Source organism: Bacillus sp. GBSW19 (assembly GCF_002998655.1).
Classification (GTDB): domain Bacteria; phylum Bacillota; class Bacilli; order Bacillales; family Bacillaceae; genus Bacillus.
In genome coordinates, this window is sequence record NZ_PVRF01000001.1 from 196191 (window position 1) to 215377 (window position 19187).

The window sequence follows — 19187 nt, forward strand, 5'->3', positions numbered from 1 at the left end:
TGTCTACAGCTTTTATTTTTTACGAAAATGCTTGAGAGGCAAGGAAATAAAGAAGTGCGGGATCGTTCTGCTTTTCTTTTCCGCGAATCATCATAAAATGCGCTTTGTTTGTTTTCGTAAAACCTGCTTCAACAAGTGTTGCGTGCAGGCGCTCAGCTGTTTCCTCCTGCATATCTAAACGAATCGCACCCGAATAAGACGAGATGAGCGAATGGATGAGCGAAAGAGCTGTAAGTTCATCAATTGCTGCAAGCGGTCCAATCATTAAATTGGCAGGTGTTTGAACGCCAAATGCAAAGCCAGTTGTTTCGTGATGTTCATTCTTTGCAATGATACGCCGTGCTGCCCGGTTCATCCGGTTTTTTAAAAAGCTTGTTCGATTTGTACCTGCGCCTTTTTCATCAAGTGCTTCAATGGACGGAAGGTGCGTTTCATCGGCAGGAGACAGGTGAATGTCATCTGACACACGAAGCGCCTCTGGGTTCGGTTTTTGCGCTTTGTAAGTATGAATGTAACCAGCCGTGTGAAACCCGATTTTTTCGTAAACAGGCCGCCCTTGGACAGTAGCAGTTAAAACGACAGGAATGCTTTGATCACTTTGACCTATCAGGGTGTCAATCATTTTCCGTGCAAGACCTAATCCGCGATGTGTCTCAGATACAATGACTGCCCCAATTGACGCCAATTGATCATATTGGAAAAGTCCCGCACATGAGATGACTTGTCCGTCCGTTGTTGAAAAACCTGTGAAATATCCATTTGTTAAAAGAGATGTGAGTTCTTCCGCATTGTAATCAGGCCATTCTACCTCTTTAGACAATGCGATGAGATCTGGTATGTCATCAATTGTTAATGCTCGTTGAACAACGTTTGTCATGACACGCAACTCCTTCTTAGCTGAATTCATTTATATGTATCGTACCATAAGAAGCATAGTGTAAAAATTGGTGTTTACAATCAAAAAAGAACCTCCAATTCCGGAGGCCCTGCATTAATGAACATTAAAATATCGAGCTTCAGGATGAGAAACGACGATTGCTGAAACAGATGCTTCAGGTTCCATCATGAACCCTTCTGTCAGATGGATGCCAATTTTTTCAGGCTGAAGCAGTTTGAACAGCTTTTCTTGGTCTTCAAGATTTGGACAAGCGGGATAACCAAAGGAATAGCGCTGCCCTTGATATTTTGCCTGAAATCGTTTTTCCATTGTGAAATCGACTGGGTCAGGGAAGCCCCATTTGTCACGAATCACTTGGTGGGTTCTTTCGGCTAATCCTTCTGCAAGCTCAAGCGCCAGAGCTTGGACCGCATGCATTTTTAAATAATCTCCTTCTTGCTTAAATTGCTGCGCAACTTCACGTATACGCGCACCAGCTGTGACGGCAAATAAGGCAATATAATCTTTCTCGTTTTCGCCGCTTTTCCGCACATAATCAGAAATAGAGCGGTACGGAAGCTTCTCCTGTCTTGGGAATTGGAACGTTTCAATGATGCGGTCAGGCGCTGCGGGATCATAAATACGCAGATCATTTCCGTTTGAACTGGCAGGGAAAAATTGATACACAAATGCAGGCGCAAACCAGTTTTTCTCTCTGCCTTCGTTTAGAAGGTCTGTGACAAGCTGCTTTAATTCCAATGCTTTTGGATGCTGGTTAGCTAACAATGTTTTGACCTTTCCTTTTAATCCGAGGTGGTGACCAATGAGCATTTGTTCATTCACATAAGGCATAATGTGATGCAAATCGATGTCCCGCACATAATGACGTGCCGTAGTCTCTGGCGTAAAAATAGATGCCTGCGGGAGTGCCGCACGTTTTTCTAGTAATTCAATGACAGCTTGTGGCTGCTTTGCTTCTTTCTCTTTAAAAGGAGCCGCTGGCTCTTCTCCGGACTTTGTTTGAAACTGAAGAGGATTCGCTTTTAACTCATTGGCTAAAGATAAGCCGTCCATGGCATCTTTTGCATAAAGAACCGGTCCGTCATAATGAGGCGAAATCTTCATTTTCGTAAATTTCCGAGAAAGTGCAGCGCCGCCGACCAAAATGGGAACGGAAATATTCGCTTTTTGTAAATCCTGAGCGGTGAGTACCATTTGCTGAGCTGATTTCACAAGCAATCCTGATAATCCAATCATATCTGGTTTTTCCTTTTGCACAGCTTCGATCAATGTTTGAGGTGTCACCTTGATGCCGAGGTCGACCACTTGAAAGCCATTATTGCTCAAAATGATGTCGACAAGGTTTTTCCCGATATCATGGACATCTCCTTTTACAGTTGCAAGTAGAATCTTACCTTTCCCGCTTGCATGCTGCTTTTCCATATATTGCTCGAGATACGATACAGATGCCTTCATCACCTCTGCCGATTGAAGCACTTCCGCCACAATCAGCTCGTTTTGATTAAAAAGACGTCCAACCTCAGCCATTCCCTGCATTAACGGACCATTGATGATATGAAGTGGTGATTCAAATTGCTCTAGAGCAAGGGATAAATCATCGATAAGTCCTTCTTTTGTTCCTTCGACGACGTAGAGTGCCAGCCTTTCATCAAGTGATAAGGAGACCTTTGGTTTTTTCTCCGTTTTCTTTTTGCCTCGGTAAAATTGGGTGAATTCAGCAAGTGTTTGATCATTTGTTTCATAGAGCAGCGTTTCAGCCAGCTTGATTTCTTCCTTTGGAATGGAAGCGAAGCGTTCAAGCTTTTCCGTATTCACAATGGCGTAGTCAAGTCCTGCTTGGACGCAGTGATACAAGTAGACGGCATTCAAGATTTCTCTGCCAAGAGGCGGGAGTCCGAAAGACACGTTGCTGATGCCTAAAATCGTCAGGCACTCAGGCAGATTTTCCTTGATCATTTTGATGCCTTTGATCGTTTCTTCGGCAGCCCCAATATACTGCTCATCTCCAGTGCCTACTGGAAAGACAAGTGGATCAAAAATGATGTCACTTGCGGGAATTCCATATTTCTTCGTTAATAGATCATGAGAACGTACGGCAATCTCGAGCTTTCGTTCTGCTGTTACGGCCATCCCTGTTTCATCGATCGTGCCGACAACAAGTGCACCGCCGTACAGCTTCACAAGAGGGAGAATTTCTTCAAACCGTTCTTCGCCATCCTCAAGGTTAATGGAATTGATGATGGCTTTCCCTTGGGAATACGTGAGCGCCTTTTCAATCACGTGTTTATCTGTTGAATCAATGACAAAAGGGGCTTTGACTTTTTTCATGGCCTCTTGTAAAAAGCCTTCCATGTCAGCTGCCTCGTCACGGTCTGGATCAGCGAGACACACATCAATCACGTGAGCGCCGTTTTTTACCTGTGCGCGAGCAATTTCTGACGCTTCTTCAAATTTTTGTTCCGCAACGAGTCGTTTGAACTTGCGTGAACCAATAACATTGGTCCGTTCTCCTACAAAAAGAGGACGCATTGATTCCTCATACATAAGGGGCTCAATTCCTGATACGGTATGCTGAGACGATTCATGCGCGATGTGACGCGGCTGAATCGTGCGTACTTCATCTGACAAAGCTTGAATATGTGCAGGTGTTGTTCCGCAGCAGCCGCCAACAATATTTAACCAGCCTTCCTTCGCAAAAGCGGCGATTTTTTTAGCAAGAGAAACAGGGGATTCGTGATATTGACCTTCTTCATCTGGAAGACCAGCATTTGGATAGCAGCTAACCGCTGACTTGGCGATGGAGGAGAGCGTGCGGATATGGTCTGTCATAAATTCAGGACCAGTCGCACAGTTAAGGCCGACACTAATTGGTTTCATATGTTCAAGAGAGATATAAAAGGCTTCAATATCCTGACCAGCAAGGGTGGTTCCCATTGGTTCAATTGTACCTGATACCATGAGTGGTAATTGAATGCCTGCCTGCTGAAAGGCTTCCTGAATGCCTTTGAATCCAGCTTTTACATTCAGCATGTCTTGGCTTGTTTCTAAAAGAAGCGCATCACATTTGCCATCAATCAGGGCGCGGGCCTGCTCCTCATAGTTGGCAACGAGCTCACCGAAGGTTGTGCCGCCTGTCACAGATAATGTTTTTGTTGTGGGTCCCATTGCGCCTACAACAAATCGAGGCTGCTCCGGCGTGGAGTAACGGTCAGCTTCGTCCTTTGCCAGCTGGGCTGCCCGTACATTGAGTTCATAGGCAAGGTGGCCAAGCCCGTATTCATCAAGGACGAGCTTTGTAGCCCCGAATGTATTTGTTTCAATGAGATCGGCACTTGCTTCAAGGTATTCCCTATGAATCGTAGAGATGATGTGAGGGGCTGTTACATTCAAATACTCGTTACAGCCCTCATACTCTTCTCCGCCAAAGTCTTCTGCTGTGAGATTGGCATTTTGAATCATGGTCCCCATTGCACCATCAAGGACGAGGATGCGTTTCTTTAGCTGTTCAGTGATAGTTGACATGGATGTTTGACTCCTTTTCTTTCTGATGAATGTAGGTGGTCAGTTCTGCTGTTAAATCTGATCGAAGGAAAGGGGTAATTAAATAAATGCCATTAAACAATTCACAGGCTGTATCTAATAAAGAGCGGGCAATCGCTAAGCCTTCTGCTCGCTGCTTTTCCTTATCCTCGCCAGCCTTGGCCATAATGTCACGAATGGAATCAGATAATTTGATGCCTGGAATTTCATGATGAATAAACTCTGCATTTCGGCTGCTTGTTAACGGCATAATGCCAATATAAATCGGTTTATCCAAATGACGGCTCTCCTCATGAATTTTCACAAGCTGTTCCTCAGAATAAACAGGCTGTGAAATAAAATAATCAGCGCCGTATTCGATTTTTTTCTCAAGACGTTTGACCGCTTTATCAATGTGACGAACATTCGGGTTAAACGCGCCAGCTACTGAAAAATTGGTCTTTTTACCAAGCGGCTTCCCTGAGAAAGAAAGACCTTCGTTAAACTGCTTGATCAGCCGGATCAAATCAAAGGAGGTTAAATCATAAACCGACGTTGCACCTGGGAAATCTCCAATCTTAGAAGGATCGCCTGTAATGGCTAAAATATCAGTTAAACCAAGGGTGTCGAGACCCATCAAATGGGATTGAAGCCCAATCAAATTACGATCACGGCACGTAATATGGACAAGTGAACGCATATCAAGCTGCTGTTTCAATAATGCGCCGCAAGCCACATTGCTAATGCGCGGGGTCGCAAGAGAATTATCAGCTAATGTCAAGGCATCAATGCCTGCATTCTTTAACTCATTTGCCGCGACGAGAAATTTTTCGAAGTTCAGCTTCTTCGGCGGATCAAGTTCTACAATAATCGTCCGTTTTTCCGCAGCCAGCTCATCAAGACCTGGTTCAGTCCGCTGATCTTGAATCGAAATGATTTCTTCTTTTAATACTTTCACTTCTTTTTCAGTGATCGGCGCTAAATCCTTGACCGCTTCAGCCATTGCGTGAATATGCTGAGGCGTTGTTCCGCAGCAGCCACCGATAATACGTGCGCCTTGATTTCTAAATTCAAGTGCACTTTTTCGAAAATAATCGTTATCTGTATCATAGACGAGTCTGCCTTCTTCAAGAGAGGGAAGACTGCTGTTAGGATAGACTGATAAATGGGAATTTTCTAAAATCGGTACGCCTTCGAGTGCCTGAATCATATGATAAGGGCCTAGCCTGCAGTTGATGCCGACGACATCTGCGCCAAGAGAGGACAATTCAGATAAACCATCCTTGAGCGGGGTTCCATCCTGCAAAACACCTTGTTCATGCATGGAGACGTTCATGACAATCGGGAGAGTCGTTTCTTTGCGTGCAATTTGGAGAACGGTCTTCGCTTCTTCCATGTCATAGTACGTTTCTAGCAATAATCCGTCAGGCTGTTCATTTAATAGAATGTACAACTGCTCTCTAAAGCTTCGTTTAATTTCTTCAATAGAGTAGGCATTTTTGTTAAATGTTCGAATGCCGCCGATCGTTCCGAGTACATAAGCGGAGCCTGCGGCTGCTTTTGCGATTTGTACGGCCTTTGTATTGATGCGCTTCGTTTCTTCCTCTAAGCCGTAGCGGGATAGTTTAATATAATTCGCACCGTACGTATTTGTTTGGATGATGTCAGCACCAGCCTGCACATATGCCTCATGCACGCGCTTTACTTCCTCTTCTTTCGATAAATTTAATTCTTCAAAGCAGCGGTCAATGCCGTAAGAGTATAAAAGTGTTCCCATTGCACCGTCAGCAATCAGTACGCGGTTTTGTAAGTCTTGTAATAGGCCCATTGGTTTCCTCCTTATTTCTATGTAACAAAAAAAGCCTTCTGATAAGAAGAAGACTTTTTGGCTGTATCGTAATTCTTCTCCTTATCTTCCAAGCAGTTGCTTGCTGGATTTAGCACCTTGGTCATAGAAAATATATTTCTACTACACCGGTTGCTGAGGCTTCACAGGGCCAGTCCCTCTGCCTCTCTTGATAAGAAAGTGATATGAACATGTCAATGAATTGAACTTCCATCAACTGTATCGAAAAAATCGGAAATAATCAATGGAAAATTTGAAATTTATCGAAAATTTATAAATTGAACGTCAATCGGTAAATCTGCCTTGCGCATAAGAGAAATAACCTCTTGTAAATCATCTTTATTTTTCCCTGTTACACGCACTTGGTCATCTTGAAACTGTGACTTCACTTTGATGCCGGATTGCTTAATGAGTGCATTGATCTTTTTGGCGTTGTCTTGATCAATCCCGCTGATCAGCTTCGCGCGCTGGCGTACTGTTCCGCCAAGGGCATGCTCGGTTTTTCCGTAGTCGATGTTTTTGGTAGGAACATCTCGTTTGATCAGCTTTGTCACAAGCACATCTTTTAGCTGCTCCAGCTTAAAGTCATCATCAGAGATGAGAACGAGCTCTTCTTTTTCAAGAGAAATATCACTTTTACTTCCTTTAAAATCATAACGGTTTTTAATTTCTTTCAGCGCTGCTTGAACAGCGTTTTGCACCTCTGGCAGTTCAACCTTCGATACAATGTCAAATGAGCTTTCTTTTGCCATAACACATGACCTCCATGTATAGATATTGCGTCTATTTTATCATGCAAATAGGAGAAGAAGAAACTTTATCGAAGAGACGAGTCAAAGAGTTCAGCCGGCAGCGGTATAAATCGTGTCCAGTTTGTCCACTTTAGCTAACAGAACTAGAGATGTTCATGTGAGGAGAAGTATAGTAGAATAAAGTGAATCAAAAGATGAACGAACGCTCTTTTATGGGCAGATAGGAAGGAAGAGAACATGAGACCAGGTGAGCAACTGACCTTGCAAATAGAGAACGAGATGGAATACGGCTACTTTTTGACAGATGGTGAAGATTCGGTCCTCTTGCACCGCAGTGAGATGACAGAGGATATTGGTGACCGAGATGAAGTAGAGGTCTACTTATATGTAGATCATGAAGAAAGACTGGCTGCCACGATGAAAATACCTACAATCAATGCGCATACATATGGCTGGGTAGAAGTCGTAGACGTGGTAGAAGACATGGGCGCATTTGTCGATGTCGGGCTGTCAAAGGATGCACTTGTTGCAACAGAACACCTCCCGCCTTTTGAGGAAGCATGGCCAAAAAAAGGAGACAAACTCTACTGTATGCTGAAAGTCACAAGCTACGGCAGAATGTTCGCAAAGCCAGCCACTGAAGATGTGATCAGTGAATTGTTTACTGAGGCACCTGAAACCTTAATGAACAAAGAAATCACTGGAACCATTTATCGCTTAATTGCGACAGGCTCTTTTATGCTGACAGATACAGGCGTGCGAGGGTTTATCCACCGCACGGAGCGAAAGGAAGAACCAAGATTAGGATCGACCGTGACAGGACGCGTCATTGCCGTGAAAGAGGATGGAACCGTGAACGTTTCTCTGCTTCCTAGAAAACAGGAAGCGTTATCTGTCGATGCAGAAGAAATCTTAACCTATATGAGAACGAGAAATGGTGCCATGCCTTATGGGGACAAAAGTGATCCAGAAGACATCCGCGAACGATTCCAAATGAGCAAGGCAGCCTTTAAACGAGCATTAGGTCATATGATGAAAAATGACTTAATCTACCAAAAAGAGGGCTGGACATACGAGAAAAAATGAGCAGCGTGAAAACAAACCCTGACTTCAAGGGTTTTCATATCTCACTGAAAAGAAGAAAAAGGGATAAAATCATCATGATTTTATCCCTTTTTTTATATTTGTTATAAATAATGGGTTTTTTCAGTGAAAAAAGTCATGAAAAAAAGCTGAAAAACCTTCACTTAATCATTGAAACAACGCCTCTCAAATCCGATAAGAAAGGAGTAAGGATGATAAAAGGAGTGTGTGTGTGGATGAAAGTGAAAATTTCATTGCTTCTGGTGGCAGCCCTGCTTATGGTGCTCGCCGCATGCAGCAATCAGCAAGGGAAACCACCGGCATCAAATGCGAAGCATATTGGCGTTATGCTCACAGATGATGGTCTTGGTGATCAATCATTTAATGATTCATCATTTAAAGGATTAGAAAAAGCACGTGATGACCTAGGGGTTGAATTTGATTATAGAGAAATTGCAGAAACCGATACATATGAAAAAGGACTGACCGAGCTCGTAAAAGATGGCAATGACCTCGTCATCGGAGTAGGCTTCAGTATGCAAGAAGATTTAGAAAAAGTCGCAAAGAAATATCCGAAGAAGCAGTTCCTTCTCATCGATGCCGTATCTGAGCTGAAAAATGTGACCTCCGTGACGTTTAAAGAAGAGCAAGGCAGCTATTTAGCGGGCGCACTTGCTGCCATGACAACGAAAAGTGATGTCATTGGATTTGTTGGCGGTGTCGATGCGGATTTGATCCATCGTTTTGAAAAAGGGTTTCAAAAAGGCGCCAAATCAGTGAATCCGAACATCAAGATCTTATCCACCTATGCTAATACGTTTAGTGATGCGGGCAAAGGCAGTAAAATAGCTAAAGGCATGATCAAAAAGAAAGCTGACGTTTTATATGCCGCAGCTGGCTATACAGGTGTCGGTGTATTAAAAGAAGCGCAAGCGCAGGGCAAATATGCCATTGGTGTAGATAGTGATCAGTACTACACCGCTGAAAAAGCGGTAATTTCGTCCATGGTAAAAAAAGTCGATGAAGTGGTCTATCAATTCAGCGAACAGCTCGTCAAGAACAATCAGATCAAAAGTGGGCATGTTGTCTACGACTTAAGCAATGACGGAATCGATATGGCAAGAATTCGGGTGCTGAAGAACGCTGAGACATTGACCAAAAAAGTAAATGAGCTGAAGCAGAAACTTCTGAAAGAAGAGGGGGACGCATCATGAGCTTACGCATCAAAATTTTACTCAACTCACTCGTCTCACTTCTTTTAGCAGTTGGCGTCATTGCCTTTATCATTGTCAGTATGACAAAGATCCAATCATCAAATGAAACAGAAGTTCAAACCTTATTAAACGTTCAAAAAACAAAAGCAAGCTTTGAAAGTGTTGAACAAGCCATGACCAATTACTCCATGACACTTTCTGATGAACAGCTAGAAGTAGTTCAAACCGATATTTCTACAGCAAAAAAACAGCTGCAAACGTTAAACAAACATGCAGGTAATATCAACAAAGATGCACTAACAAGGTTAAATACAAAATATGATACGTGGACCAAGGAAGCGAATGGTGCCATTGGTGAAAAAAATGCATCAGATGCAAGACGGGTCGCTGCAAGAATTGATGGTGTTTTAAACGACGTCCATACAATGAATAAAAGAGCAGAAGAAGCGTATAAACAAAATCTAGAGAATACATCTGATAACGTGCAATGGATCATCACCAGTGCACTCGTTGCAGCCCTCACACTAATTGTCATTGCTGTCTTTTTAAATATTGGGTTAACAAGATCCATCGTGACCCCTATCAAATCACTATCCTACCGAGCGAAGCAGATCGCAGAAGGCAACCTTGCTGTCGAACGGATGGACATTCAGCGCAAGGATGAAATCGGCGGCTTGAATGAATCCTTTAATCAAATGACAGATCAGCTGATTAGTCTGATTAAAGAAATCAGCAATGTCTCAAGTCAAGTAGAGACATTCTCGATCCAGTTAGATGATGAAAACAAAAAGCTGATGGAATCTGCAAATCAAGTATCTGTCTCGACAGACGAAATGGCAAATGGGTCACAAGCCATTTCAGAGGATCTCCAGCATGGCGTCAGTTTGATTGAAAAGATGGATCAGCATGGACGTAAAAATTCCGAACGTTCACAAACAGTCATCCAAAGTACTGAGGATGCCATAGAAGCAGTGGAAAGTGGAAAGCACACGTTAACAGAAACAAAAACTGCGATTGAAAAAAATACACATGCCACAAGGCAAATCGAGCAGTCAGCAGGAGAATTCACGCAATACGCCAGCGGCATCTCGGCCATGGCCAAAACTGTTTCTGACATTGCGGATCAGACAAACTTACTTTCGCTAAATGCGGCGATTGAAGCGGCAAGAGCAGGTGAAGCTGGAAAAGGCTTTGCTGTTGTTGCAGATGAAATTCGTAAGCTTGCCGATGAATCATCTAACGCTACAAGACAAATCTTTGATATGGTCAGTCATATTGAAAGAGGCATTCAATCCATTAGTCAAACTGTCAAAGAAGGAGTCAAGCTTTCACTTCAACAGCAGGATGCGATGGACAAAACCTCACACTCCTTTGAAGATATAGAAACAAAAGCGCAGCACATTAAACAAGAAATGGCTGTCTTAAATGACCAAATTGTTCAATCAACAGAGCTTGGCGGACAAGTGCTGAACTCGATTGAAAATATTAGTGCGGTTGTAGAAGAAACAGCAGCTGGCAGCGAAGAAATTTCTGCCTCTGCCAATGAACAGCTGCAATCATTCCATCAAATGAACAAACAGGTAGAAGAACTGATGAGTATGACGGCAAGGTTAAATGAAACCGTCCATCGGTTTAAACTTTCATAAGTCATAAGAAAAGCACCCTTCCCGTGATGTGTCAGGGAAGGGTGCTTTTTATGAGGGTTTGCCTGTAAAGAAGATGGCAAGCGTGCCTGGGCCTGAATGGGACCCAACAGCCGCGCCGACAATCTGAATATCAATTTCTTTTGGATGAAATTCGGCTTCAATCAATTGTCTCATGTCTTCTGCAAGTGCAGGATCATCACCATGACTAATGCCCACAGTTTGATTTGGCCAATCCGTTCCACGTTCTTTCATCAGTTCAATAATGCGTTTCAACAGCTTTTTACGTCCGCGGATTTTCTCAAGTGGTATGAGCTTTCCATCCTCGACGTGTAAAATGGGCTTAATGCTTAATAAACCGCCAACAAATGCGGACGCTTTACTGATTCTTCCGCCTCTTGCTAAATACGATAAATCGTCTACAGTAAAAATATGTTGTAAAGATTCGCAAAAATGCTTTACAGACGTTTCAATTTCTTGTATTGTATTTCCGTCAATGGCAAGTGATTGAGCGTGTTTGACAGCAAGCCCATAGCCGAGTGAAGCACATTTAGAATCAATGATTCGCAAATCAAAATCAGGGTATTCTTCCTTCACTTCGTTTGCCATCATCACAGCTGTTTGGTATGTACCGGAAAGCTCTGATGAAAAGGCAACATAGATTGCAGATGTATGGGTTTGTGCGACAGAAACAAAGGCTTCTTTGATTCGGTTTGGTGAAGCTTGTGACGTTTTTGGGCTGGCACCTTGTCTCATCGCATCAAATACTTGTTTTGGTTCAATGGTGATCAAATCTTCAAATTCCTGCTCGCCAAGTAACACACGCAGCGGAATGAGCGTCATGTTATGTTCATCATAATAAGAAAGAGGCAGATCAGCAGCACTGTCTGCTATGATATGAACAGTCATCAAAATCCCTTCTTTCTAAAAATATCAGCCATATTTTACATCTTTTTAGCCTAACTATATCACAGAAATCATCTTTTCGTGTTCAAATTCTAAATTTTAGGGAAAACCATAGAGAGAATGGTAAGTGGAGGAATGACAATATGTTCATTGGAGAAGCAAAAAAACTCATTGTCGTCGTCATTGGTGCACTGCTCAATGCGATTGGACTGAACTTATTCTTAATCCCAGCTGATGTATACGCGAGCGGGTTTACAGGGGTAGCCCAGCTGTTATCCAGCTTAATGGATCAATATGCGCCATTTTATATATCAACAGGGATCCTATTATTTATTTTAAATATTCCAGTCGGCATTTTAGGCTGGATGAAAGTTGGCCGTTCCTTTACGTTATACAGCATCATCAGTGTTGCACTGACGACCATTTTCCTCGGCATCTTACCAGAAACGAGTGTTTCACAGGATATATTACTAAATGCTGTGTTTGGCGGCGTCATATCTGCACTCGGGATTGGGATCACCCTCAAATACGGGGCATCAACAGGAGGGCTCGACATCCTTGCCATGATCTTAGCGAAGTGGAAGGATAAACCAGTCGGCACATATTTCTTCATTTTAAATGGAATCATCATCTTTACAGCAGGATTATTACAAGGTTGGGAGAAAGCATTATATACCCTTGTCACATTATATGTGACCACAAGGGTCATTGATGCCATCCATACAAGACATGAGAAGCTGACCGCGATGATTGTGACGAAGAAAGCTGATGAAATCAAAGAAGCCATTTATGGAAAAATGGTCAGGGGCATTACGACTGTACCTGCAAAAGGAGCTTTTACCAACGAGCAAAAAGAAATGATGGTGATCGTCATTACAAGGTATGAGCTGTATGAACTTGAACAAATTATTAAAGAAGTCGATCCAAAAGCCTTTACAAATATTGTGCAAACAACCAATATTCTTGGATTTTTCAGACGAGATTAAAAGGTGGGTAGCAAATGAAAAAAGGGTTGGTGCTTCTTCTCGTTTTATTGATTTTAGCCGCTTGTGGACAACAAAAAAAGGATGAACCAGACAAGGAGGTATCCGGTCAAATGGGAGAAAAAACGGTTGTACTCACAGTAGACCCCGTCCAGAAAGGTTCTTCGGTTCAATTTAACATGTCGCTGAAAAATGAATCAGATCGAGATATTGAATTTACTTTTAACACAAGCCAGAAATTCGAGCTCAGTGTGTATGACGAAAACGGAAATGAACAATACCGCTATTCGAAAGACCGTATGTTCACACAGGCCATCCAATCTTTTGTACTGAAGAAAGGCGAAGCCTATGATTTTCAAGATACGTGGTCAAACGGTGTCAAGCCGGGAATGTATGAAGCGGTCGTCACATTTAAAGGAAAAGCAGAAGGGCTGAAGCAAATCACGGAAAAGAAAACGTTCCAAGTAAAATAAGTGCTTCCTGCTTCATGAGAATCAGAAAAAGCTGTCCAATGGTGGACAGCTTTTTTTATGTTAGAGATCATCGAGCAAGTCTTGGAAGGTATGCAGCTGGTTTCTTTCTGCATCTGTCGAATTGGCAAATGCAGAAGATACGGCATTTTTGGCTCGTTTGACCGCCTGTTGACGCTCTAACCCAGATGAAAATGAAGAAGTAAGGGCTTCTTCAGTAAATGATTTGGCTTGATCAAAAAGTTCGTTTCTCACAATGAACCTCCAGAAGCATCAGTCTTCATATTTCCCTTGTCCGCCGCCGCTTCTTCAAGTGTCGAACGATAAGGAAAACGTGCGTCATGCAGACTGACTGAATCTTTACCTTGTTGTATAAAGCGTTTCGATTTGCTTCTTTTACCCATTCGGAATCCGCCCCTTTACACAAGCTGACAGGACAACCTGTCTAACGGTAGTATGCCCGCTTCCTTCGGTTATGTATGAATGGAAAAATTAAAGCGAGAAGTAATTCGTTAGAAACTTTGCAATCCCATCTTGTTCGTTCGTATCAGTGACTTCATTTGAAACACGTTTCACCGCATCGATTCCATTGCCCATTGCCACGCCGCATCCAGCAAATTCAAGCATTTCTAAATCATTGTCTTCATCTCCGAATGCCACAATCCGCTCCTGGGGAACGCCGTAATAATCACTGATCTTTTGCAGTCCAACGGCCTTATTCATGCCTGTTTTAATGATTTCAATCACGTGCCACGGAGCAGCCCATCGCCGGTGATCAATCACTTCTGCATGAACATCTGATAAATAGCTTCGAATGGCTCCGACGTCCTCTTCTTTTGCATGGATTAACACGCTCGTCACATTTTCTCCAAGGTTGTCCCGAAGGTCTCCCACGGTGACTTTATTTGCATTCATATTAAATATATCAATGAGCTTCTCATCATGGTAATGGAAATACAAATCGTCTAACACTTCAGCTAGCACATTGTGCACTTTATACTCCTCACTAATGTCTACAAGCTGTTTAACGACTTGGAGATCAAGTGACGTATGAAATCTGCCCCATTTTTCATCAAGAGGATGATGGACAAACGCTCCATTAAAATTCACAATGGGTGAATCAAGCTGTAATTGCTGATAATAAGGAGAGCTGGAACGAAATGGCCGGCCGGTTGAAATACAGACATGATGCCCGCTGTCTTTCACTTTTTGAATGACGTCAAGCGTGTGTGTAGAGATGGTTTTATCATCTTTTAATAACGTGCCATCCAGGTCAAGTGCGATTAGATAAGGTTTAGTCTCCATAAAATCTCCTTTGATCTGTAAGTGATAGGAGGCAGTTCGTGCGGCGCCTCTACCTATAGTGTATCTTTATCACATCTTTGTTGTCTACATGTTAAAATAAACAAAGACGGGAATGATAAAGGAGGATTCATAGGCTGTGATCACCATTGATGAGCAAACTGAACACGATATTCCATTTTTACATATCGTAAAAGCTGAAAATAAAGACAAACCGCTTCCGCTTGTATTTTTCATACACGGATTTACAAGTGCACGTGAGCACAACTTACACTTCGCCTTTCATTTGGCGGAAAAAGGCATGAGAGTGATTTTGCCTGACTGTGCTTATCATGGTGTAAGATCAGAAAACCTCAGCTTAGAGGAACTGGCATCAAAGTTCTGGGAAATTGTCCTGAACGAAATACGTGAAATCGATATACTCAAAACATACTTTCAAGAAAAACAATTGATTGAAGCCGATCTGATAGGTGTTGCGGGTACTTCCATGGGCGGCATCACCACCTTTGGTGCACTGGCCAAGCATGATTGGATTAAAGCAGCAGTCAGCTTGATGGGCAGTCCGAAATATACGACGTTTCTACAAGCACAAATCATGGATATGCGGCACAAAGGGTTGATGAAAGATATTACAGATGAAGAGGTTCATCAGCAATTAGACGCCCTGCGCCTTTATGATTTAACGCTGCAAACGGATCGATTAAACAAAAGACCACTGTTATTCTGGCATGCAGAAAACGATCCAGTTGTCCCTTACCGGCATGCAAAGGCTCTTTATGACGAGTTAGCAGCAACCCAATATAAAGAAGACCCGCACCTGATTCGTTTTATCACAGACGGACAAGCTGGCCATAAGGTCTCAAGACAAGCAATGTTTGAAACGATTGACTGGTTTGTGACACATCTGAAAAGCACAAACGTTTAGTCAAAGGAAAAAGTACGTTATACTAATGGAAAAGGAGTGGATATCATGGATGAAGCATTGAAAGAAAATATTTTAGGCGCCCTAGAACAGGTGATTGACCCTGAGCTGAATGTCGACATCGTCAACCTTGGACTTGTCTATGATGTCGATCTTGATGAGAATGGAAAAGCGGATATCACGATGACCTTAACATCAATGGGTTGTCCTCTTGCACCAATTATCGTGGATGAAGTCAAAAAAGCATTAAGTGATCTTCCAGAAGTAAAAGAAACAGAAGTTCACATCGTATGGAATCCGCCTTGGACACGGGACAAAATGTCAAGATACGCAAAAATTGCGCTCGGTATTCAATAAGCAAAAATGAAAATGCCTGGTATGAGTTGAACTCATGCCAGGTTTTTTTTATGAAAAAATAAGGTGGAGTAAGAGAACGTATTGATATAATGGGTGTAATATAACAGATCGGAGCCTCATAATGAAACGAAAATGGTTATGGATTGTTCTTTTAGTGGGATACGCTGCTGCATTTTTTGCATCAATCACCATTCGTGAGGAGCAAGCACACAAAAGCCAAGATCTTGAAGCCTTTACAGATGTCAGTCATCTTATGCCTGTCAAAATAAAAAAAGTCGTTCAAGGAAAAGAAATAGACACTTTAAAAGAAGTATTAAAAGAAGCGAAAGCAAAAAACCTGCCGATATCCATTGCAGGGAAACAGCATAGCATGGGTGGCCACACGTATTATGAAAATGGCATCGTACTTGATATGACCAAATTCCGTCAGATTTTAGCATTTGATGAAAAAAAGAAAACCATCCGTGTCCAAAGCGGCGCTACATGGGATGATATACAAACATATGTGAACCCCTACGGTCTTGCCGTGAAGGTCATGCAATCACAGAATATCTTTACAATTGGCGGTTCTCTCAGTGCAAACGCACATGGACGTGACATTCGGTACGGATCACTCATTGACACGGTTCGTTCCTTTAGGCTGCTAAAGGCAGATGGGGAGATCGTTACAGTGAAGCCAGGCGATGATTTGTTTACAGCCGTGATTGGCGGATATGGTTTGTTCGGCGTGATTTTAGATGTTGAGCTTTCGCTAACGAGAGATGAATTATACAAAATGGAGACAACCTCTCTTGATTATCGTGAATACACCGATTATTTTCAAAAGCATGTCAAACACAATAAAGAAGTACGCATGCATCTCGCAAGAATCTCAACAGCGAAAACAAACTTTTTGAAGGAGATGTATGTAACGAACTATTCCCTCTCAACTCATCAAGAGCTCGAACCATACCGAGAGCTAAAGGAAGATCAGCTCGTCATGCCATTGAAATTTATGCTCGGCCTTTCAAGAAGATTTGATATGGGGAAAGATCTGCTCTGGAATTTGCAAAAAAAGTATTTCCAAAGTCAAAATGATCAGCTGATCACAAGAAACAATGTGATGCGTTCAGATTCTGCTTTTTTAGAATATGAAAATGAGTCAGACACAGATGTGCTTCAGGAATATTTCGTCCCAGTTGACCGCTTTCGTGCGTATATCGATGAAATGAGAGACTTTTTACAACAGGAAGAATTGAATTTAATGAACATCACGATACGCTACGTACAAAAAAATGAAAAAGCGGATCTCTCATATGCGAAAGAAGATATGTTTGCCCTTGTTCTTTTAGTGAATTGTGGTTTTGAGAAAGAAGAGAAGGCAGAAGCAGAGCGGATCATCCGGCAAATGACAGATATCACGCTGCGGCACCATGGAAGCTATTACTTACCGTACATGCCTTATCAAACGAAGGCACAAATGAAGCGGGCGTATCCTAAAACCGATGTATTCTTCCAAAAGAAAAAGCAAGCAGATCCAGATGGCAGGTTTATCAATTACTTTTATGAAAGGTACAATACACAATGAATGCAAAAGCAATGAAATGGTTCGTCTACTCACAAAGCCTGCTGTTTTTCGCCAGCAGTTTGATTTTCCCTTTTTACATTCTTTTTATTAAAAATGTTGGTTCAAGCTATTCACAGTTTGGTCTTGCCTATGGCCTCTTTGGTTTAAGCGGAGCGTTTATTCATTTACTCTTAGGGAAACTACCCGAAACTACTGACAGGCGTCTCTTTTTAATCATTCATTCGTTCGGTATGGCGTTTCTTTTACTGCTATTTCCGCATATAACAGAAGTGGAGCAAGTGTATATGATTCAGCTTGCACTTGGTGCGTTAGGCGGCTTTCAAAAACACGGGGAGAAACTGCTCGTCACGGAACTGACAACAGGTAATAAAAGAATGAAGGAGGTTGGCCACTATCATTTTTGGACAGCTCTTTTTTCATCCATCGCGATTATGCTTGGCGGTCTGTTTGCTGATTTCTTTACCGTTCATTTCATTTTTTATGCAAGCTCCATATTATATTTATGCAGTGCGCTCATGGTCATCTATATCAAAAACGAAAGATAAATCCGCATGTCTCATGAAGATATGCGGATTTTTTGTTGAAAAAAAATGAAAACAAATATTAAATATACAATTGAATTAATTTTTATACATGTTATAATGTTAAATAATTTCACAAAGATCAAGAGGTGTATTGACGTTGAAAATAGGTATTATAGGTGCTACAGGGTACGGTGGTGCGGAATTGGTTCGTATCTTCAAGCATCATCCACATGTGGAGGAATGTATATTGTATTCATCAAGTGGTGATGGGCAATTATACAGTCAATCTTATCCGCATCTGACAACTATTACTGATCAAACATTAAAAGCCATTGATCCAGCTTCCATTGTGCGAGAAACAGATGCTGTGTTTTTAGCGACACCAGCAGGCGTATCAAGTGAACTTTCGCCGAAGCTCATGAATCAAGGAGTGCCCATTATTGATTTATCAGGTGATTTGCGCATTCAAGATGGCGCAACCTATGAAGCTTGGTATAAACGAAGGGCAGCTGATCAAGCATCTGTTCAACAAGCTGTGTACGGATTATCTGAATTAAATCGTGAAACAATTGAGCAGGCTGAAGTTATTGCAAACCCAGGGTGCTTTCCTACCGCAGTTCTTCTCGGTTTAGCACCGCTGATGAAACAGAATCTAATCGATGAATCTATGATCATAATAGATGCAAAAACAGGCGTGTCCGGTGCAGGACGATCTGCCTCACTTGGAACACATTTTTCAGAGCTAAACGACAATTTCAAAATTTATAAGGTAAATGAACATCAACATACACCTGAAATAGAGCAAATATTAAGAGAATGGAATCCGCAAACGGCGAACATCACATTTTCAACGCATCTTGTCCCGATGACAAGGGGGATTATGGCGACGATGTATACACAGCTGAAATCAGATATCACAAAAGAGGAATTGATGAAGCATATGAAAGGCTTTTATGAAGATTCCTATTTTGTCAGAGTGAGAGATCACGGCGTGTATCCGCAAACAAGGGAAGTCTACGGCAGTAATTTCTGTGACATTGGCTTTCATTTAGATGAACGTACAGGCAGACTCACGATTGTGTCTGTGATCGACAATCTCATGAAAGGCGCAGCCGGCCAAGCGGTTCAAAACTTCAACATCATCAAAGGCTTAGATGAAGAGGCGGGCCTCACAATGACACCTCTCTATCCATAAGAACAG

18 protein-coding genes and 1 riboswitch are annotated in these 19187 nt (G+C 42.2%); of the genes, 10 read left to right on the forward strand and 8 right to left on the reverse strand.

The genetic code is table 11. The features are described from left to right. Positions 1 to 19 precede the first annotated feature (19 nt). The 4 genes from C6344_RS01060 to C6344_RS01075 form a co-directional block, all read right to left on the reverse strand. Positions 20 to 877 (reverse strand): GNAT family N-acetyltransferase, encoded by an 858-nt coding sequence (locus C6344_RS01060; protein ID WP_106072660.1) that lies wholly within the window; start codon positions 875 to 877, stop codon positions 20 to 22. Positions 878 to 991: 114 nt separating this feature from the next. Beyond that, on the reverse strand, positions 992 to 4420 hold the full coding sequence (gene metH / locus C6344_RS01065) for a methionine synthase (protein WP_106072661.1): 3429 nt from the start codon (positions 4418 to 4420) through the stop codon (positions 992 to 994). Further along, positions 4404 to 6245: a bifunctional homocysteine S-methyltransferase/methylenetetrahydrofolate reductase gene (locus C6344_RS01070; RefSeq protein ID WP_106071572.1), complete on the reverse strand. Its 1842-nt coding sequence runs from the start codon at positions 6243 to 6245 to the stop codon at positions 4404 to 4406. The genes metH and C6344_RS01070 overlap by 17 nt, the downstream gene beginning before the upstream one ends. 78 nt (positions 6246 to 6323) lie before the next feature. Then, a riboswitch (SAM riboswitch) is annotated at positions 6324 to 6442 on the reverse strand. 81 nt (positions 6443 to 6523) lie between these two features. Continuing rightward, complete coding sequence (locus C6344_RS01075) at positions 6524 to 7015, reverse strand: YajQ family cyclic di-GMP-binding protein (RefSeq protein ID WP_034663377.1); 492 nt, start codon at positions 7013 to 7015, stop codon at positions 6524 to 6526. A 237-nt stretch (positions 7016 to 7252) separates the two neighbouring features. Between C6344_RS01075 and C6344_RS01080 the strand changes: the two genes are divergently transcribed. The 3 genes from C6344_RS01080 (at position 7253) to C6344_RS01090 (ending at position 10958) form a co-directional block, all read left to right on the forward strand. Further along, a complete protein-coding gene (locus C6344_RS01080) occupies positions 7253 to 8101 on the forward strand; it encodes a CvfB family protein (RefSeq protein ID WP_060595980.1) in 849 nt (282 codons plus the stop codon). A gap of 233 nt (positions 8102 to 8334) precedes the next feature. Beyond that, the gene (locus C6344_RS01085; RefSeq protein ID WP_060595981.1) at positions 8335 to 9312 is read left to right on the forward strand and encodes a BMP family lipoprotein; all 978 of its coding nucleotides are present in this window, start codon (positions 8335 to 8337) and stop codon (positions 9310 to 9312) included. Further along, positions 9309 to 10958 (forward strand): methyl-accepting chemotaxis protein, encoded by a 1650-nt coding sequence (locus C6344_RS01090; protein WP_060595982.1) that lies wholly within the window; start codon positions 9309 to 9311, stop codon positions 10956 to 10958. Before C6344_RS01085 ends, C6344_RS01090 begins: the two co-directional genes overlap by 4 nt. Before the next feature lie 48 nt (positions 10959 to 11006). Here C6344_RS01090 and C6344_RS01095 read toward each other — a convergent pair whose 3' ends face one another. After that, positions 11007 to 11864: a DegV family protein gene (locus tag C6344_RS01095; protein WP_034663363.1), complete on the reverse strand. Its 858-nt coding sequence runs from the start codon at positions 11862 to 11864 to the stop codon at positions 11007 to 11009. A gap of 140 nt (positions 11865 to 12004) precedes the next feature. Here C6344_RS01095 and C6344_RS01100 point away from each other — a divergent pair, with 140 nt between their 5' ends. Both C6344_RS01100 and C6344_RS01105 read left to right on the forward strand, forming a co-directional pair. Next, positions 12005 to 12847: a YitT family protein gene (locus C6344_RS01100; RefSeq protein ID WP_034663360.1), complete on the forward strand. Its 843-nt coding sequence runs from the start codon at positions 12005 to 12007 to the stop codon at positions 12845 to 12847. A 14-nt stretch (positions 12848 to 12861) separates the two neighbouring features. After that, entirely contained in the window at positions 12862 to 13317 is a 456-nt protein-coding gene (locus C6344_RS01105) for a BsuPI-related putative proteinase inhibitor (RefSeq protein ID WP_060595983.1), read from the forward strand. A gap of 60 nt (positions 13318 to 13377) precedes the next feature. Here the strand turns inward: C6344_RS01105 and C6344_RS01110 are convergent, their stop codons facing one another. The 3 genes from C6344_RS01110 to C6344_RS01120 all read right to left on the reverse strand — a co-directional run bounded on the left by C6344_RS01110 (position 13378) and on the right by C6344_RS01120 (position 14619). Beyond that, positions 13378 to 13569: a DUF3813 domain-containing protein gene (locus tag C6344_RS01110; protein ID WP_024425070.1), complete on the reverse strand. Its 192-nt coding sequence runs from the start codon at positions 13567 to 13569 to the stop codon at positions 13378 to 13380. After that, positions 13566 to 13718 (reverse strand): competence protein, encoded by a 153-nt coding sequence (locus C6344_RS01115; protein ID WP_106055886.1) that lies wholly within the window; start codon positions 13716 to 13718, stop codon positions 13566 to 13568. Before C6344_RS01115 ends, C6344_RS01110 begins: the two co-directional genes overlap by 4 nt. Positions 13719 to 13806: 88 nt before the next feature. Beyond that, the gene (locus tag C6344_RS01120) at positions 13807 to 14619 is read right to left on the reverse strand and encodes a Cof-type HAD-IIB family hydrolase (RefSeq protein WP_012009535.1); all 813 of its coding nucleotides are present in this window, start codon (positions 14617 to 14619) and stop codon (positions 13807 to 13809) included. A gap of 136 nt (positions 14620 to 14755) precedes the next feature. Between C6344_RS01120 and C6344_RS01125 the strand changes: the two genes are divergently transcribed. The 5 genes from C6344_RS01125 to argC all read left to right on the forward strand — a co-directional run bounded on the left by C6344_RS01125 (position 14756) and on the right by argC (position 19181). After that, positions 14756 to 15541, forward strand: coding sequence for an alpha/beta fold hydrolase (locus C6344_RS01125; RefSeq protein ID WP_106061801.1), 786 nt, complete (start codon positions 14756 to 14758; stop codon positions 15539 to 15541). Between the two features lie 45 nt (positions 15542 to 15586). Beyond that, a complete protein-coding gene (locus C6344_RS01130; protein ID WP_024425066.1) occupies positions 15587 to 15895 on the forward strand; it encodes a metal-sulfur cluster assembly factor in 309 nt (102 codons plus the stop codon). Positions 15896 to 16016: 121 nt separating this feature from the next. After that, on the forward strand, positions 16017 to 17462 hold the full coding sequence (locus C6344_RS01135; RefSeq protein WP_060595987.1) for an FAD-binding oxidoreductase: 1446 nt from the start codon (positions 16017 to 16019) through the stop codon (positions 17460 to 17462). Beyond that, a complete protein-coding gene (locus C6344_RS01140) occupies positions 17459 to 18007 on the forward strand; it encodes an MFS transporter (protein ID WP_034663338.1) in 549 nt (182 codons plus the stop codon). The genes C6344_RS01135 and C6344_RS01140 overlap by 4 nt, the downstream gene beginning before the upstream one ends. Before the next feature lie 136 nt (positions 18008 to 18143). Continuing rightward, on the forward strand, positions 18144 to 19181 hold the full coding sequence (gene argC / locus C6344_RS01145) for an N-acetyl-gamma-glutamyl-phosphate reductase (RefSeq protein WP_060595988.1): 1038 nt from the start codon (positions 18144 to 18146) through the stop codon (positions 19179 to 19181). The last annotated feature ends 6 nt before the right edge of the window (positions 19182 to 19187 follow it).